Source organism: Spirosoma horti (genome assembly GCF_054776595.1).
The window spans coordinates 505,205-519,143 of the sequence record NZ_BAAHBQ010000005.1 but is presented as its reverse complement, the minus strand read 5'-3'; the positions used below and the strand labels follow the sequence as shown (position 1 = coordinate 519,143).

Here is a 13,939-nt window from a genome sequence, read left to right as displayed (position 1 = left end):
GTGTAGTTTTGATAATACATCCGATACATATGCATACGGTATATATTATCTATAGCCCTTCCACTGACCAGTATTTTATTGGCCAGACCAAAGACCTGAAAATAACACTGTGGCAGCATAATGCTAAGACTAACCCTGTTACGGCTAACGGAAAGCCTTGGGAAGTACGCTTTACGCAGGCATTTGATACGCGAAATGAGGCCCTGAGTTTAGAAATGAAGCTGAAAAAGAAAGATCGTACGCATTGGGAAGAGCTGATTAATAATGCTCAGCCAGCTGTGTAGATAACCTCCTCATAAAAAAAACCGCTCCTGAAGCGGTTTTTTTTATGGGTTTATTAAAATGGGCGCAACGCCTTCACGAATCGACCTTTAAAATAATCTGCATAGAGATTATCTTCCCGAACGCCCCGCGAAGAAGACGCGTGAATAAACCGGATATTCTGCGCACCGTTTACCTCCGTCACGATTCCGGTATGCGAAACATACCCGGCCTGCCCTTTGTCGGGTACGAAAAAAATCAAATCACCAGGCAAAATTTCTGCCACCTCAACTTCGTGGCCAACTTCTGATTGCTGCCAGGATATTCGGGGCATTTTCAGACCTACCGTATTAAAAACGGCATAGACCAGACCCGAACAATCTATTCCATCGGATGTATTCCCGCCAGACCGGTAGGGAGTTCCGGTATAAGTTCGGGCAATTTTCACAACTTCCGGTACATACCGGTTTTCGTAGGTACGACTATCCACAACTTTGCCCGTCGGTTTGGCCGGAACAGCGGGCGAACGGCTGGGCGTTTTACCGGTGGATGATCGATGGGCAACTGGCCGGGACGATGAAGACGGTCGACGGCTAACAGACGGACCAGAAGAACGAAGTGCATTACAGGCACTCAGTAAGACGAGCAGGCAGGCACTCAGCAGTACGGGACGTAGACCTTCCCGAGACCAGCGTTGTTGCATACAGAATTAGGTTAGGGTAGTGTAGGCAATTTTTTAACGTTAAGGCACATCAACCTATTGCAACCTATCAAAATTTCATAGTTAATGCAATTCGTTTTCGGGCCTTATCCACCTCAATCACTTTAACTTTTACTTTCTGGTACACTTTCACCACCGTTTTGGGGTCTGAAACAAAGTGATTGGCCAGTTGAGAAACGTGTACAAGTCCATCCTGCTTAACACCAATATCGACAAATGCGCCAAACGCGGTGATGTTGGTTACGACACCAGCCAGCACCATGCCTTCGTGCAAATCATCGACTGACCGCACACGTGCATCGTATTCAAAGACCGAAAGTTGCTCGCGCGGATCACGGCCGGGTTTGGCCAGCTCAGCTAAAATATCACGAAGCGTGGGGAGACCAACCGTACTGGTCACATACTTGTCGATCTTGATTTGCTGCCGCAGTTCCGGTCGGCGGATAAGGTCATCGACTTTGCTGGCTACGTCAACGGCCATACGCTCAACAACGGCATACCGCTCGGGGTGAACGGCACTATTATCCAACGGATTCTTAGCGCCTTCGATCCGCAGGAAACCCGCACACTGTTCATAGGCTTTCGGTCCCAGACGAGGTACTTTTTTGAGCTGGTCGCGGGAGGTAAACGGCCCATTCTCGGCCCGATAGGCCACAATGTTACCGGCCAATTGAGGCCCCAGCCCCGATACATAGCGCAACAAATAAGCACTCGCCGTATTGAGCGATACACCAACCTGATTGACACAACTTTCCACCACCGTGTCGAGGCTGGTTTTCAAGTCGGTCTGGTCCACATCATGCTGGTATTGCCCAACACCAATTGATTTGGGATCTATCTTCACCAATTCGGCCAGCGGGTCCATTAATCGGCGACCAATACTAACGGCTCCACGAACGGTAACGTCTCGATCCGGGAATTCTTCACGAGCGACCTCAGAAGCCGAATAAATCGACGCGCCCTGCTCGCTCACCATGAAAACCGGTTTATCCAGATTCAGCGCTTGTATAAACTCCTCCGTTTCCCGACCGGCAGTACCATTCCCAATGGCAATAGCGTCAATAGCGTACTGCGACACAAGATTTTGAACGGTTTGAATAGCCTGCTGCCGTTGGGATTCAGAATGGGCCAGATACAGCACAGTTTCGGTCAATAAACTCCCCTGGGCATCCAGACAAACCGTTTTGCAGCCCGTACGATAACCGGGGTCGATAGCCATAACGCGTTTCTGACCCAGGGGTGGGCTAAGCAGCAGTTGACGCAAATTGTCGGCAAAAATTTGGATGGCTTCAGCATCAGCCTTCTCTTTCGACATAGTCGAGAATTCCGTTTCGAGCGAAGGCTTGAGCAATCGTTTGTACCCATCGCGAATGGCCAGCACCATCTGCTCCTTACAAACAGGCGTCCCCGACCGATCAGCCACAAACTGCCGTTCGAGCCGTTGCGTAGCCGCTTCTTCATCCGGGCCAATGGTAACGGCCAAAAACCCTTCTGTTTCGCCCCGGCGCAAGGCCAGCAACCGGTGGGATGGCACCCGGCGGAGCGGTTCGGCAAAATCGAAGTAATCTTTGTACTTTATACCCTCTGTTTCTTTCCCTTTTTTAACGACAGACCGAATAATGGCTTCCCGCTCAAAGAGATGACGAATTCGCTGGCGGGCGTCGGCGTCTTCACTGATTCGCTCGGCCAGAATATCGCGGGCGCCCTGTAAGGCATCAGCCAGTGTGGGCACCGCATCGGAGAGATGCCGCTGAGCTATCCGCTCCAGATTTACTTCACGCTGGGCAATGATCACGTTGGCGAGGGTCTCCAGCCCACGTTCGATAGCCTGACTGGCGCGGGTCTTTCTTTTTTGCCGATACGGTAGATACAAATCTTCCAGATCGGTGAGTGAATCGGCCGTTTCGAGTTTTCGACGTAGGTCGGGCGTGAGTTTACCTTGCTCGTCAATGGATTTAAGAATAGCTTCCCGGCGCTTGTCGAGGTCGATTAATTTTTGGTAAGTATCCTTAATCTGTCCGATTTGTACTTCATCAAGGGGATTTCCATCCGTCGATACCGTGGCTTCTTTCCGGTAACGGGCAATAAAGGGAACGGTGGCTCCGCCGTTGAGTAGATCGATAGTGGCCGTTACGGACCGGAGTTGTAAGCTAAGTCGGGCGGCAACGCGTTGCTCAATAGATTGGGTCATGCGAAAAATAGAGTAGGTCGTTTGTTGGGAGCGTACTCCGTGCCACGATCAATCAGGTTATCCTGAGCGAATGGGCGGGCAAACGAGCCTGCAAAAATGGCCTTATGAACCGACAGAGCAAAAAAAAACATGCCGATTGGCATGTTTTTTACAACGGTTGTCTTGGTATATCTTACGATTAAGCCATTTCGACGTTTACGGCGTTTAAGCCTTTCTTACCGCGTTCGACATTGAATTTAACTTTGTCGTTTTCACGGATTTGGTCGATGAGACCGGAAGCGTGTACAAAAATGTCTTCGCCACCGTCATCGGGTTTAATAAAACCAAACCCTTTGGTTTCATTAAAGAATTTTACAGTTCCTGTTTGCATTGCTATTTTAAATTTAGGCGAAGGACGGTACAATAAATGTATTTTCCAAATGCATTTGAAAAATATTCCTTGTATGCTGAAAATAATTTTCAAATGGGCTATTACATCCGTATCCGAGCCATTCAGGCTATAATATTCTACCTACCTATCACCCTACTTGCGTATTTTTACCGCCAGAATCGAATACAAACAGTAGTGAAGATTGACCTAATGTTGTTCATGCGGATAGCAGGTATCTTGGGGGCATTGCTAATTGGTGGTCTGAATGCGGCTTCCTCTCAGGTCGTCATCAGTAATTCCGATGAGCCTACGCTATATACCTACTGCCAGCAGTTCCAGACCCTATACACACAAATCCGGGAACAAAGTGTAAGCCCCGACTCAGCTCGGCTGCAGTTCAGCCATATTATGCTGGGGCTGCAAACACGATTTCGTAGTATGGAAGGCTACAAACAGGATTCTCTACAACGGGACAGCCTTCGTCGAACGGGCATCTACTTTAACTTCCCGATCCGTGGCTACTCGACCAATGCCATTGGCGGTACGCATGGTGAAGGCTACCGGGGCAATGGCTTCGACTTATTCGATTATAATGTACGCGGTAGCCATCCCGCCCAGGATATTTTTATCAGTGATCGAAATCAGGATAACATCGACGACCGAACCAGCCAACCTGTCGATATTCTGGCGATGAGCCAGGGGCTGGTACTGGCCGTCGAAACGGGCTGGAAACCAGGCTCCGACTACCGGGGAGGCAACTGGATCTGGGTATATGATCCGCTGCTAAATGGATTATTCTATTACGCTCACAACAGCGAGGTCGATGTATCGCCTGGGCAATGGGTAAAAGCAGGACAAAAGCTGGCAGAAATGGGCAGGACCGGTTTTAATGCCTACAAATCCCGGTCACCAACGCATCTGCACCTTATGTACCTTCAAATTAAACCCGATGGTCTCCCCCAGCCTGTTAATACGTATGAATGGCTATTGACCGCCAAACTGTCTAAATGATGTATGTAGGCTACAGGATATATGATATATACTATATATCATATATCCTGTAGCCCTTTACGATTCGCGGACGAGGTTAACGCCCGTAACGAGGAATATCATACCAACAATGAAAGGTGCGGCTGATTCAGCTTTTGATACGTGCATGCCTAACACCGCCTTTCCTTCTGAGAGAAAAGCGACTAAAGCGAACAAAACGACAACTACACCCAGAATGGTGAGAGAGGCCCCAAAGAAGCGACGAAAATTTGTATTGTTATCCATGAGCACATTAATGTAGCGTGGTGAATGAGAAATAATGAGTGGCTTATTAAACTTACCGACTTTTATTCGGCACGCCTGACTGTTTTAGGGGTCAAGCCGCGTTTGCGGCCTTCTTCAAGTAAAAATGGGTAAGCTGCTTCGAGCGAATTCGTAACAACCCCATCCAGAATGGCTTCCCGCATCACGGCTTTAATCTCACCAACTTCTTTGGACGGGGGCAAACCAAATGTTTCCATAATTAACTCACCCGTGATAACGGGCTGAAAACTACGAAGTTTATCGCGCTCTTCGAGGTCGTGCAATTTACGTTCGACACGGTCAAAATTACGCAGGTGTTTCTGTACACGTTCATAATTTTTAGACGTAATATCAGCACGGCAGAGGGCCATAAGCCCTTCGAGATCATCGCCTGCATCCACTAACAACCGGCGCAGGGCGGAGTCTGTAATTTGTTCCTTTGTTAAGGCAATGGGCCGCAGGTGCAACCGGACAAGCCGCTGCACAAAGCGCATATGTTCGTTAAGCGGCAATTTCATGGTCCGAAAAATGCCGGGTACCCATCGCGCTCCCAGGTCCTCGTGCCCATGAAATGTCCAGCCAACCTTTTGATCAAACCGCTTGGTGGCTGGTTTCGCGATATCGTGCAGCAGAGCCGCCCAGCGTAGCCAAAGTTCATTCTCGGCCTCACCCGCATATTTGGTTGGATTGGCCCGATTGGCGATGTTGTCGAGGACTTGAAGCGTGTGGTAGAAATTGTCTTTATGACCCTTCCCTTCGATGGTTTCAACGCCTTTTAAAGCAACCAGTTCGGGGAAGATCCGATCCAGTAATCCAGCATGATACAACAATTTGAACCCATACGAAGGGGTAGGCGACAGAATGATCTTGTTCAGCTCGTCAGTTACGCGTTCCCTCGAAACGATGGTGATCCGCTCGTTCATCCGCACGATGGCATCGAATGTATCCGGCTCAATATCAAAGCTTAACTGCGAGGCAAAGCGGATAGCCCTCATCATCCGAAGCGGGTCATCTGAAAACGTAATGTCTGGGTTAAGGGGCGTGCGGATAATTTTCCGCTTGAGATCCTTCAGCCCTCCGAACGGATCCAGCAGTTCGCCGTAGCCAACGGCTGACTCCGAGTTGTGGTTCAGGCTAATGCCCATGGCATTGATGGTGAAATCGCGCCGGTTCTGATCGTCTTCGAGCGTACCATCTTCGACAATTGGTTTGCGCGATTCGCTCCGGTATGACTCTTTGCGCGCGCCAACAAACTCAACTTCCCACTCCTCTTCGTCCAGCCGGTCTGCCGATGCGGTAGCTTTAAGCATCGCCGTTCCAAAATTCGGGAATACCGATACGTTTGTGCGAAGGGCTTTACCAACGGCTTCGGCGAGCGCAATACCACTACCCATGCAGACTACATCAATATCTTTCGACGGACGCCCTAAAATTAAATCACGCACGAACCCACCGATGACGTAAGCCTGCAGGCCAAGCGCATCAGCCTGTTGAGCAATGACCTCAAAAACGGGATTCTTATGTAAGGTGTCGCTAAAATTCATGTATACTAGATAATCACAGTCGCGCTGCGGCCTACCGTCCGTTGCAGTTGGTCAAAATTGGCCAACCCTGGTTGACAAGTTATTTCCTGATAAAATTAATTTCTCCATTCACGGCCAGACGCATAATACGCGGTCGTTTAGGCATACCCGGTAGCGCCCCAAACCGTTCGACAATGATTGCCTCGACCGGTGGCGGCAATACCAGAGACTCCAGTGGAATAGACAATAGCCCACGACCAAAACTACCGATCAGCCGTTGCACCTCCGTACTCAGCGACCGCCGAACGGCCACTTCGCCCGTTGGTTGCCCAGCAGCCCCGGTTGCCGCCGATTGCCACAGCAGGGCCGACAGATTTTTCCCCTGTTCGTAAATAACCGTTAATGGAATCTCGGCAAATTCCACTAAATCGTAGGCCACATCGGGGATTTTCGCCACGTATAAACCTACCTGATCGGCGTTTTGAATGACTACAGTTGGCTGTAAACCAGTGGGCATGAGTGCCCGTAAGGTCAACAATTTCTCAACGGCTGCATCATTAACAGGGTCAGCAACAACCGACCAGCCCGTTTCGTCGGCCAACCCAATAAGTTGTCCCTGCCTGAGTTGAAAAGCGATATCGCGAATGCTTGGCGTCATAAGTAAATAAACCGCAAAAATACAGCAAGTTTGGAGAAAGATGGTCAGCTATCGGTAAGATACATCTTGGGCTCTTCTCTCTGATGAACAAATTACGACAGACGATGTTGAAACTCTGATTCTTAATTCCCTACATTAAGACGAACCACCTTTCGCATATGGCAGCCGAACCGCTACGCCCCCACTATCATCAATTCTCCCATTCGCTGCTTGCCCTAGCCATCCTGACGGCCGGGATCTACATAGGGCAGGATATTCTGGTACCATTGGCCATGGCGGGTTTAATCGCCGTTCTACTACGTCCTATTGAGAACAGACTCGTTCGAATGGGCATGCATAAAGTTATTGCCATTAGCCTGGCCCTGCTGGTGGCGATCATTCTGGTCGCTGGCATTGCCGTGACGCTGTCCATGCAGCTCTCCGACTTTGCCGATGACCTGCCCAAAATCCGGCAAAACCTAACCGACTTTTTCAGCGATGCCAAACGCTGGGTCAGGCGCGAATACAACGTAAGCTATCGGCAACAGGAAAAATACCTTCAGAAAGCCCAGGCTCAAACACTCGATAGTTTGCAAAGCCCCGACACGCTTGGGTTCATTACCGGTCCCCTGGGTACGCTCACATTAATTCCAATCTATGTCTTCCTTTTGCTCTATTACCGCACCATGTTAGTGCATTTTATTGTCGTGCTTTTTTCCGAGAAACACACCGAACGAGTGCGCGAAGTACTGGGCGAAGTGAAAGTTGTTATTCAGAGCTATATGGTCGGTTTGCTTATCGAAACGGCCTGTGTAGCCGCTCTAAACTCCGTTGGCTTACTACTATTGGGTGTGCAATATGCTGTTTTACTGGGCATTATGGCGGCTATTTTAAATCTGGTTCCCTACATTGGCGGACTGGTCGCTACGCTGTTAACGGTGATCATCACGTTTAGCAATAACCCCGAAACGTCAATTATTCTGGGCGTGGTTGGCGTGTTTCTGCTCGTCCAGTTTATCGACAACAATGTTCTGGTTCCCCTGATCGTGGCCTCTAAAGTGCGGATCAACGCCCTTATTTCCATCATAGGCGTACTCATTGGCGGTGCCTTGGCCGGTGTATCGGGCATGTTTCTGTCGATTCCAGCCATTGCCATCTTAAAAGTAATTTTCGACCGCGTCGAGGGCCTCCAGCCCTGGGGTGTATTGCTGGGGGATCAAACGCCCGAAGAATCGGGCGGCAACTTATTTCGCTTGCCCCGACGCCGACGGAAACCAAAAACAAGCGAAGTCGAAGCGTAGTCTCAGCTGTATAACTTCTTGATGACCTCTTGCTGGGTCCGCATAAACTGGGGGCGCTCGGCCGGTTGGCTCAAAAGCGTGTTCGGTGGATATACACTATGTCTGGCATAACTTTCCGTGTAAAGTTCGAGCCGTTGGCGAGCCAGTTGATTTCCTGCTGCGGGCCGCTGCCTGAATTCGCGCAAAGCGGCCAGGTCGATGTCGGCGTTGGCCACGATGCTTTCCCCATAAGCTGCTTCGGCCAGTATAATTCCCTTAGGATCAATTAGTTTTGAATGACCATTGGCCGTACCTACCGGCAGTGAATTGCCAACCACACCGGCCGAGTTTGCCGATACCATATAGGCCATATTTTCAATGGCCCGGGCCTGTTTGGCTATATTTTTGGGCGTTAACTGCGGGCTTCCAATTTCCGATGTTGCGTGTAGCAGCACCTCGGCCCCGCGCATGGCCAGGCAACGAGCTACTTCCGGAAACAGTATATCTTCTGAAGCAATACAGGCCAGATTACCAATGTTTGTCTTAGCCACCGGAAACAAAGAATCATAGCCGTAAGCGTCGAGATACAACTCCCAAACATCGTGCGGAGTGGGGGTATACAACGCGTTTAACCGGCGATACCTCAATAGCATGTCGCCGTTAGGGCCGATGATAAAACTGGTTTGAAAATAAAGCTCAGGAAAAAAAGGGTCCTGTTCGTAGGCATTTCCAGAGAAATAAATCTGTTGCCGCTGTACCATCGCACTCAGGGCTTCATAAATCCGTCCGTCAATTTCAAGCGCAGCCTTATCCCGCCACTGGTCTACGGTTTCATCCATTGGTGGACCCGTCAGAAAGAATTCGGGTACGACAATGAGTAAGGTATCTCGGCCGATGAGGCCAACTGAAGCGGCAATCTGGCGTTCAATACGCTCAATGGATTGAAGCATAATCGCTTCGGCTTCATCACGGGTTTGGTACGAGTTTACGGTTTGACAAGTTAACTGGAGGGCAAGGGCTTTGTAGGACATAGATCAGGTAGTGACGGTAGTGTTTGCATTAGGGTTGCTAAATAAGGTGTTTCTACCGTAAAAACCGCAACCGACGCCCTTTGGCACTGATCCGGAACAAATCCAGGGCCTGGGTGATTATCTATCTGTCAGAATTTACTACAGAAACCACCAACCGTTAAATATACATACATGACCGTTGACGTACTGGCCATTGCGGCCCATCCCGATGATATTGAAATGACCTGTGCCGGCACCGTTCTTTCGCTGGTGGCGCAAGGTAAAACTGTAGCGGGTGTCGATCTGACCCGCGGAGAACTGGGAACACGCGGAACGCCAGAAATTCGGCTGCAGGAAGCCGCAGAAGGTGCCCGGATCATGAACCTGGTGGCTAGAGAAAATATGGGTTTTCGCGATGCTTTTTTCAGAAATGATGAAGAACACCAGTTGGCCCTTATCCCGATTATCCGTCAGTTTCGCCCCGAAATCGTTTTAACCAATACGCCCGACGACCGCCACCCTGACCACGGTCGTGCTGCCGAACTCGTTGCCGATGCCTGCTTTTACGCTGGTTTACGCCAGATCAAAACAGTGGGGAAAGATGGTAAACCTCAGGAAGCCCACCGGCCGAAATTTGTTTATAACTTCATTCAGGACCGCTCCCTGAAGCCCGATTTTGTGGTTGATATTACGCCCTATTGGGCCGGAAAAATAGCGGCCATCAAAGCGTATAAAAGCCAGTTTTTCAACCCCCAAAGCACGGAGCCTCAAAGTTATATTTCGGGCGAACCGTTCATGAAATTTCTGGAGTCGCGCACGCGCGAACACGGGCATATGATTGGTGCAGAATTCGGCGAGGGATTCATCAGTCGACGGATGCTCGGCGTTCAGGACTTGTTTGCGTTAGTATAGCGGGTAATCATGAACGTTGACAAGGCTGGTGACTCTGATAGCCAGACAACTAGGAGGCCCACCTTTGTCACCGTTTTTCATCTTACCTACTTTCTATCAACACAAAGGCCTGGCGACTACACGAACGATAAACGTGTAGTCGTCAGGCCTTTGTGCTTAACGACAACGTTCATCTAGGTCGTGTTGTCATAAAATTGACCGGTTATACACTTCTTATAGCTTCTAAATGAGTTAGGCTCCACCTTCGTCCTCCCAAACCGTATGCTTTTATCAGAAGTGGGGCGGGTGGTCCCGTTCCGGCTTGCCTGGCCGACCGCACCCTGCTTACATCCGTTTTGTGTTATTTTTTCAATTCGATATGCAGGCTTTTTTTTGTTTATCTCTGGTTTTCGCCAGCGTCTTTTTTACGAACAGCTCCTTTCAGGAAACACCTCAGCAGGCGCTCAATCAGTATATAACGTTCTTGAATCAGTCAACCGACGAGGTAAGCTATCGCGCCCAACAAATCCAGCTCTACTATTCAAGTATTGATGTCTATAAATCGAAATTGGGCATATCTCCCAAAATGCCGTCATCCAGACTACTGGAGTCGTATTATTACAAAAAAGCCCTGACTCCTTTTGCCTTAACCGAAACCGAAAAACAGCGCTTGAATACGAGTACAGAATCCCTCTGGAAGCTGCTGACCAAAATTGATGAGACAACCAAAGCCCTGGAAACGTATAACCGGCTCAAGGATTATGAACGCGACAAGTTTGCGAAAGCCAATGCGTTGATTGCTGAGTTGCAAACGCTTACCCGCCAGTTCAGTCGCGAAAAAGACGACATGCATATACAAATTCAACGGGTATATCGTCGTTACCAGCCTTACCGGGATACGGATGCTTATCTGTATGCGGAAAAAGAAATGGAGCAGGTGCTGATGAGCCAGCGAAAACTACTCGATACGCTATCCTATTACCTGAATGAAAAAAGCCATGCCGACTGGTCCATAAAACCCGTTCAGCAAAGTATCCTGGCAGATCAGGCACTCCTGGCCACGTTTGGTAAAGCAACACCAGCTATTGGTTATCCTGCATCGGACATGGTCAATTCATTCAGAACGGGTTTGCGAGCCATACAGGAGGTCAAAAAGCGCGCTGTCGATGAGTATACCTTTGCGGCACAGCAAACCGCTGAGCATGGCAACAAGGTATATCGTTCGCTTATTAATCAGTATAACAACGATTTAGTGAGTTGGCAAAATGAGTTTGTCAAAAACAGCACCTCGACAAAACAACTGCTGGCGTACCCGAAATTCTCCCCTGTTTTACGGTTGATCCTCCTCAGCCAGTCCTTCAGCCCATTCAACAAGCCCAACCCTTTAACGACAGTAAGCCCCTTGCCTTTGTTATAAAACCAGTTGCAACCCCGGCCACTACCGCTACGTTTCAGGCCCTGAACGCCTATGTGGAGTTTATCAACGAATCGCTGCGGCAAATGAATCATGTACAGGTTTTGGTGCGTAACTACCAGTCCTCGGCAGATCGCTATCGAGAATTATCCGGCAACAAACGCCGGAATGGTTTAACCTATTCTCATGAAGAATATAAAGTGCCCATTTCCGACCACCAGCTTCTGATTCTGAACAGCGTCCAGATTCCATTATCCTATCGCAACTCGATTAATAAACAGGCCGATGTGCTGCTGGCGATGTTGACCGAAATGGATAAGCTGAGCATTGAATTGATTGACTATACAAACAAAAGTCAATATGAACAGGACCATTTTCGACGGTCCAATATGATTTTGGACCGATACGCTTACCTGTTCGATGAGTTCGATAAAAAGAAGGAGCAACTCTACCGAGATGTCCGACGCATTCATGAAAGCTACCCACCCAGCAAACCGATCACATCCTGGATCAAATCGGGCAAGGCGTTACTCGATATCCTTGATACCAACAAAGAAAGTCTATTCGGCATACGAGCGTATTTACGTGGTGAAACAACCGAACCGCCCGCTACCGATTCACTGCATGCCCAAGCCCGAACCCTGATTGCGACTGAGTACCAAAACCTGAAAGGTCTGCAACGGTATGGCCCCAGTAATGGTCTGTGCCCTTACTCGCCGTATGAGGCTATTGGCGCCAACTCACTTCGTATGGCCGAAATGGCTCCAAAAATCAAAAAGCCCACGGCTGCTTCTACGACTCATCCTTACGAAACGTTTTACTATTTCTTTAACAACGAGCTGGTTTATCAATACAATAAATTCAGCGAGCTGGCTAAAACAGGCGTTTTGAAAGCCGTGAATGAGCCCAACGTCTTTGCTTTTCGTCGGTCTACATCAGCAGCCGGGCAGCAGACTACGCCCGAAGAGACGATACTGCCTGGCCCTAAACCAGACAGTGCGAGCAAGCCTGTTGCCAGTACACGCCCAGCCCAATCTCCGAAACTCACTCAACAGGACCGGACGATTATAAAGCACGACACGGTTTATGTCAATCGAGTGAGAACAGATACGGTATATATGGATCAGAAAAGCCAGCCAGGCGGTCCGCTTTCCCTGGCGGGCTTTGCTCCTAATAACATGGTTCTGTTGCTTGATGTATCGGCGTCCATGGCTTCTCCCTATAAAATGCCTTTGCTAAAACGATCCATAAAATCACTTCTCAGCGTGCTCAGACCCGAAGACCAGCTTTCTATTGTCGTTTACTCCGGCAAAGCGCGTGTTGTTCTACAGCCCACTTCGGGAGCCAACGTCAACGAAATCGCCCAGGTGATTGATCAACTCCAGTCAGACGGAGACACCGATGCGGATAAAGGCCTTCGACTCGCCTACAAGCTTGCAAACAAGCATTACTTACGGGCAGGAAATAATCGGATTATTCTGGCAACCGATGGCGAATTTTCGGTTAGCGACGAGGTGTACAACCTGGTTCGTGACTCAAGTAAAGACGATGTGTACCTGACCATTTTCACCTTTGGCCGGAGCGAGGTAAATGGAAAAAACCTCACAAAGCTGGCGCAATCCGGGCGAGGCTCCTACACACACATTACGGCCGGAAACGCCAATCTGCAACTGATTCTGGAAGCACAAGCAAAACGAGTACCCTATTAGTTACCAGTTCATAAACGTAGCGATCAACTCATGGATGGCAACGTAACGGTACCTAACCAGTATTCATTTAAAACCCGGAAATGATATTCCCATTCGTCAAGATCCATCGGTTTATTGATAAAGGAATGAGCGCCTAACTCATAGGCCGTTTCAACGATAGCCGTATCGTGATGACTACTGAGTATAATCACAGGCAACCGAGGATAGTGCCTTCGTATGTCTTTCAGCAATTGCCAGCCCAGAGTAGGGTCGGGCAAATATAGATCCAGCAACACCAATTGAGGAAACTCTTCCTGTTTGTCAAAGGTGATTTTCAGATGAGTAAGAGCCTCTTTTACACTCGATGCGAAAACAGGTTGAGCCTGCGGAACCTTTGCTCGTAAACTATAACCAATCAGTAATTGATGATCCTTGTTATCCTCGACAACCAACAGAGGCAATGACTTGCTTCGGTTGCTACGCTGTCGATTAGAAACTGTTGATATCATAATAGACTATTTAACAGAAGTGATGAAGTGATACAGTATGACCGCTAAGGCATTTTCTGTGAATAGTTACGCGTGCTATATAATTTTGCGGGCTTATTTTAGTAAATATACTTGGTATTTCTACACAAAAGTTTCCTTATAAGGATTATCT

The 13,939-nt window shown here is 48.9% G+C and carries 15 protein-coding genes; 6 read left to right on the top strand and 9 right to left on the bottom strand.

What is annotated here, in order from left to right; genetic code table 11:
- The first annotated feature begins 29 nt into the window (after positions 1 to 29).
- Positions 30 to 284 (top strand): GIY-YIG nuclease family protein, encoded by a 255-nt coding sequence (locus ACYVAM_RS17235; RefSeq protein WP_461069165.1) that lies wholly within the window; start codon positions 30 to 32, stop codon positions 282 to 284.
- Between the two features lie 53 nt (positions 285 to 337).
- Here ACYVAM_RS17235 and ACYVAM_RS17230 read toward each other — a convergent pair whose 3' ends face one another.
- From ACYVAM_RS17230 to ACYVAM_RS17215, 4 genes are all read right to left on the bottom strand, one after another.
- A complete protein-coding gene (locus ACYVAM_RS17230; RefSeq protein ID WP_461069163.1) occupies positions 338 to 964 on the bottom strand; it encodes a C40 family peptidase in 627 nt (208 codons plus the stop codon).
- 67 nt (positions 965 to 1,031) lie between these two features.
- Complete coding sequence (locus tag ACYVAM_RS17225) at positions 1,032 to 3,173, bottom strand: Tex family protein (protein WP_461069161.1); 2,142 nt, start codon at positions 3,171 to 3,173, stop codon at positions 1,032 to 1,034.
- Positions 3,170 to 3,304 carry a hypothetical protein gene (locus ACYVAM_RS17220; RefSeq protein ID WP_461069159.1) on the bottom strand — a complete coding sequence of 45 codons (135 nt, stop codon included), beginning with the start codon at positions 3,302 to 3,304 and terminating at the stop codon, positions 3,170 to 3,172. Before ACYVAM_RS17220 ends, ACYVAM_RS17225 begins: the two co-directional genes overlap by 4 nt.
- Positions 3,305 to 3,351: 47 nt before the next feature.
- Positions 3,352 to 3,543: a cold-shock protein gene (locus tag ACYVAM_RS17215; protein WP_012925283.1), complete on the bottom strand. Its 192-nt coding sequence runs from the start codon at positions 3,541 to 3,543 to the stop codon at positions 3,352 to 3,354.
- 219 nt (positions 3,544 to 3,762) lie between these two features.
- Between ACYVAM_RS17215 and ACYVAM_RS17210 the strand changes: the two genes are divergently transcribed.
- The gene (locus ACYVAM_RS17210; RefSeq protein WP_461069633.1) at positions 3,763 to 4,554 is read left to right on the top strand and encodes a M23 family metallopeptidase; all 792 of its coding nucleotides are present in this window, start codon (positions 3,763 to 3,765) and stop codon (positions 4,552 to 4,554) included.
- Positions 4,555 to 4,611: 57 nt separating this feature from the next.
- Here the strand turns inward: ACYVAM_RS17210 and ACYVAM_RS17205 are convergent, their stop codons facing one another.
- The 3 genes from ACYVAM_RS17205 to ACYVAM_RS17195 all read right to left on the bottom strand — a co-directional run bounded on the left by ACYVAM_RS17205 (position 4,612) and on the right by ACYVAM_RS17195 (position 7,017).
- Positions 4,612 to 4,818 carry a hypothetical protein gene (locus ACYVAM_RS17205; RefSeq protein ID WP_046376226.1) on the bottom strand — a complete coding sequence of 69 codons (207 nt, stop codon included), beginning with the start codon at positions 4,816 to 4,818 and terminating at the stop codon, positions 4,612 to 4,614.
- Positions 4,819 to 4,880: 62 nt separating this feature from the next.
- On the bottom strand, positions 4,881 to 6,380 hold the full coding sequence (locus tag ACYVAM_RS17200) for a CCA tRNA nucleotidyltransferase (protein WP_461069157.1): 1,500 nt from the start codon (positions 6,378 to 6,380) through the stop codon (positions 4,881 to 4,883).
- 79 nt (positions 6,381 to 6,459) lie between these two features.
- Complete coding sequence (locus ACYVAM_RS17195) at positions 6,460 to 7,017, bottom strand: L-threonylcarbamoyladenylate synthase (RefSeq protein WP_461069155.1); 558 nt, start codon at positions 7,015 to 7,017, stop codon at positions 6,460 to 6,462.
- Between the two features lie 158 nt (positions 7,018 to 7,175).
- Here ACYVAM_RS17195 and ACYVAM_RS17190 point away from each other — a divergent pair, with 158 nt between their 5' ends.
- Positions 7,176 to 8,297, top strand: a complete 1,122-nt coding sequence (locus ACYVAM_RS17190) for an AI-2E family transporter (protein ID WP_461069153.1) — start codon at positions 7,176 to 7,178, stop codon at positions 8,295 to 8,297.
- A gap of 2 nt (positions 8,298 to 8,299) precedes the next feature.
- On the opposite strand, the gene ACYVAM_RS17185 is transcribed toward ACYVAM_RS17190, so the two are convergent.
- A complete protein-coding gene (locus ACYVAM_RS17185) occupies positions 8,300 to 9,307 on the bottom strand; it encodes a nitrilase-related carbon-nitrogen hydrolase (protein ID WP_461069151.1) in 1,008 nt (335 codons plus the stop codon).
- Between the two features lie 171 nt (positions 9,308 to 9,478).
- On the opposite strand from ACYVAM_RS17185, the gene bshB1 reads away from it, so the two are divergent.
- From bshB1 to ACYVAM_RS17170, 3 genes are all read left to right on the top strand, one after another.
- Positions 9,479 to 10,198: a bacillithiol biosynthesis deacetylase BshB1 gene (bshB1, locus tag ACYVAM_RS17180; protein ID WP_461069149.1), complete on the top strand. Its 720-nt coding sequence runs from the start codon at positions 9,479 to 9,481 to the stop codon at positions 10,196 to 10,198.
- Between the two features lie 358 nt (positions 10,199 to 10,556).
- A complete protein-coding gene (locus ACYVAM_RS17175; RefSeq protein ID WP_461069147.1) occupies positions 10,557 to 11,594 on the top strand; it encodes a hypothetical protein in 1,038 nt (345 codons plus the stop codon).
- A gap of 83 nt (positions 11,595 to 11,677) precedes the next feature.
- Complete coding sequence (locus ACYVAM_RS17170) at positions 11,678 to 13,300, top strand: vWA domain-containing protein (protein WP_461069145.1); 1,623 nt, start codon at positions 11,678 to 11,680, stop codon at positions 13,298 to 13,300.
- A 23-nt stretch (positions 13,301 to 13,323) separates the two neighbouring features.
- Here ACYVAM_RS17170 and ACYVAM_RS17165 read toward each other — a convergent pair whose 3' ends face one another.
- Positions 13,324 to 13,788, bottom strand: a complete 465-nt coding sequence (locus ACYVAM_RS17165; RefSeq protein ID WP_461069143.1) for a response regulator — start codon at positions 13,786 to 13,788, stop codon at positions 13,324 to 13,326.
- Positions 13,789 to 13,939 lie beyond the last annotated feature (151 nt).

Bases quoted from the DNA above. Each gene is read 5' to 3' on its own strand.
- ACYVAM_RS17235 (WP_461069165.1), top strand. From the start codon at position 30: ATGCATACGGTATATATTATCTATAGCCCTTCCACTGACCAGTATTTT.
- bshB1 (WP_461069149.1), top strand. From the start codon at position 9,479: ATGACCGTTGACGTACTGGCCATTGCGGCCCATCCCGATGATATTGAA.
- ACYVAM_RS17200 (WP_461069157.1), bottom strand. From the start codon at position 6,380: ATGAATTTTAGCGACACCTTACATAAGAATCCCGTTTTTGAGGTCATT.
- ACYVAM_RS17175 (WP_461069147.1), top strand. From the start codon at position 10,557: ATGCAGGCTTTTTTTTGTTTATCTCTGGTTTTCGCCAGCGTCTTTTTT.
- ACYVAM_RS17170 (WP_461069145.1), top strand. From the start codon at position 11,678: ATGAATCATGTACAGGTTTTGGTGCGTAACTACCAGTCCTCGGCAGAT.
- ACYVAM_RS17215 (WP_012925283.1), bottom strand. From the start codon at position 3,543: ATGCAAACAGGAACTGTAAAATTCTTTAATGAAACCAAAGGGTTTGGT.
- ACYVAM_RS17225 (WP_461069161.1), bottom strand. From the start codon at position 3,173: ATGACCCAATCTATTGAGCAACGCGTTGCCGCCCGACTTAGCTTACAA.
- ACYVAM_RS17185 (WP_461069151.1), bottom strand. From the start codon at position 9,307: ATGTCCTACAAAGCCCTTGCCCTCCAGTTAACTTGTCAAACCGTAAAC.
- ACYVAM_RS17220 (WP_461069159.1), bottom strand. From the start codon at position 3,304: ATGTTTTTTTTTGCTCTGTCGGTTCATAAGGCCATTTTTGCAGGCTCG.
- ACYVAM_RS17210 (WP_461069633.1), top strand. From the start codon at position 3,763: ATGCGGATAGCAGGTATCTTGGGGGCATTGCTAATTGGTGGTCTGAAT.
- ACYVAM_RS17230 (WP_461069163.1), bottom strand. From the start codon at position 964: ATGCAACAACGCTGGTCTCGGGAAGGTCTACGTCCCGTACTGCTGAGT.
- ACYVAM_RS17165 (WP_461069143.1), bottom strand. From the start codon at position 13,788: ATGATATCAACAGTTTCTAATCGACAGCGTAGCAACCGAAGCAAGTCA.
- ACYVAM_RS17205 (WP_046376226.1), bottom strand. From the start codon at position 4,818: ATGGATAACAATACAAATTTTCGTCGCTTCTTTGGGGCCTCTCTCACC.
- ACYVAM_RS17195 (WP_461069155.1), bottom strand. From the start codon at position 7,017: ATGACGCCAAGCATTCGCGATATCGCTTTTCAACTCAGGCAGGGACAA.
- ACYVAM_RS17190 (WP_461069153.1), top strand. From the start codon at position 7,176: ATGGCAGCCGAACCGCTACGCCCCCACTATCATCAATTCTCCCATTCG.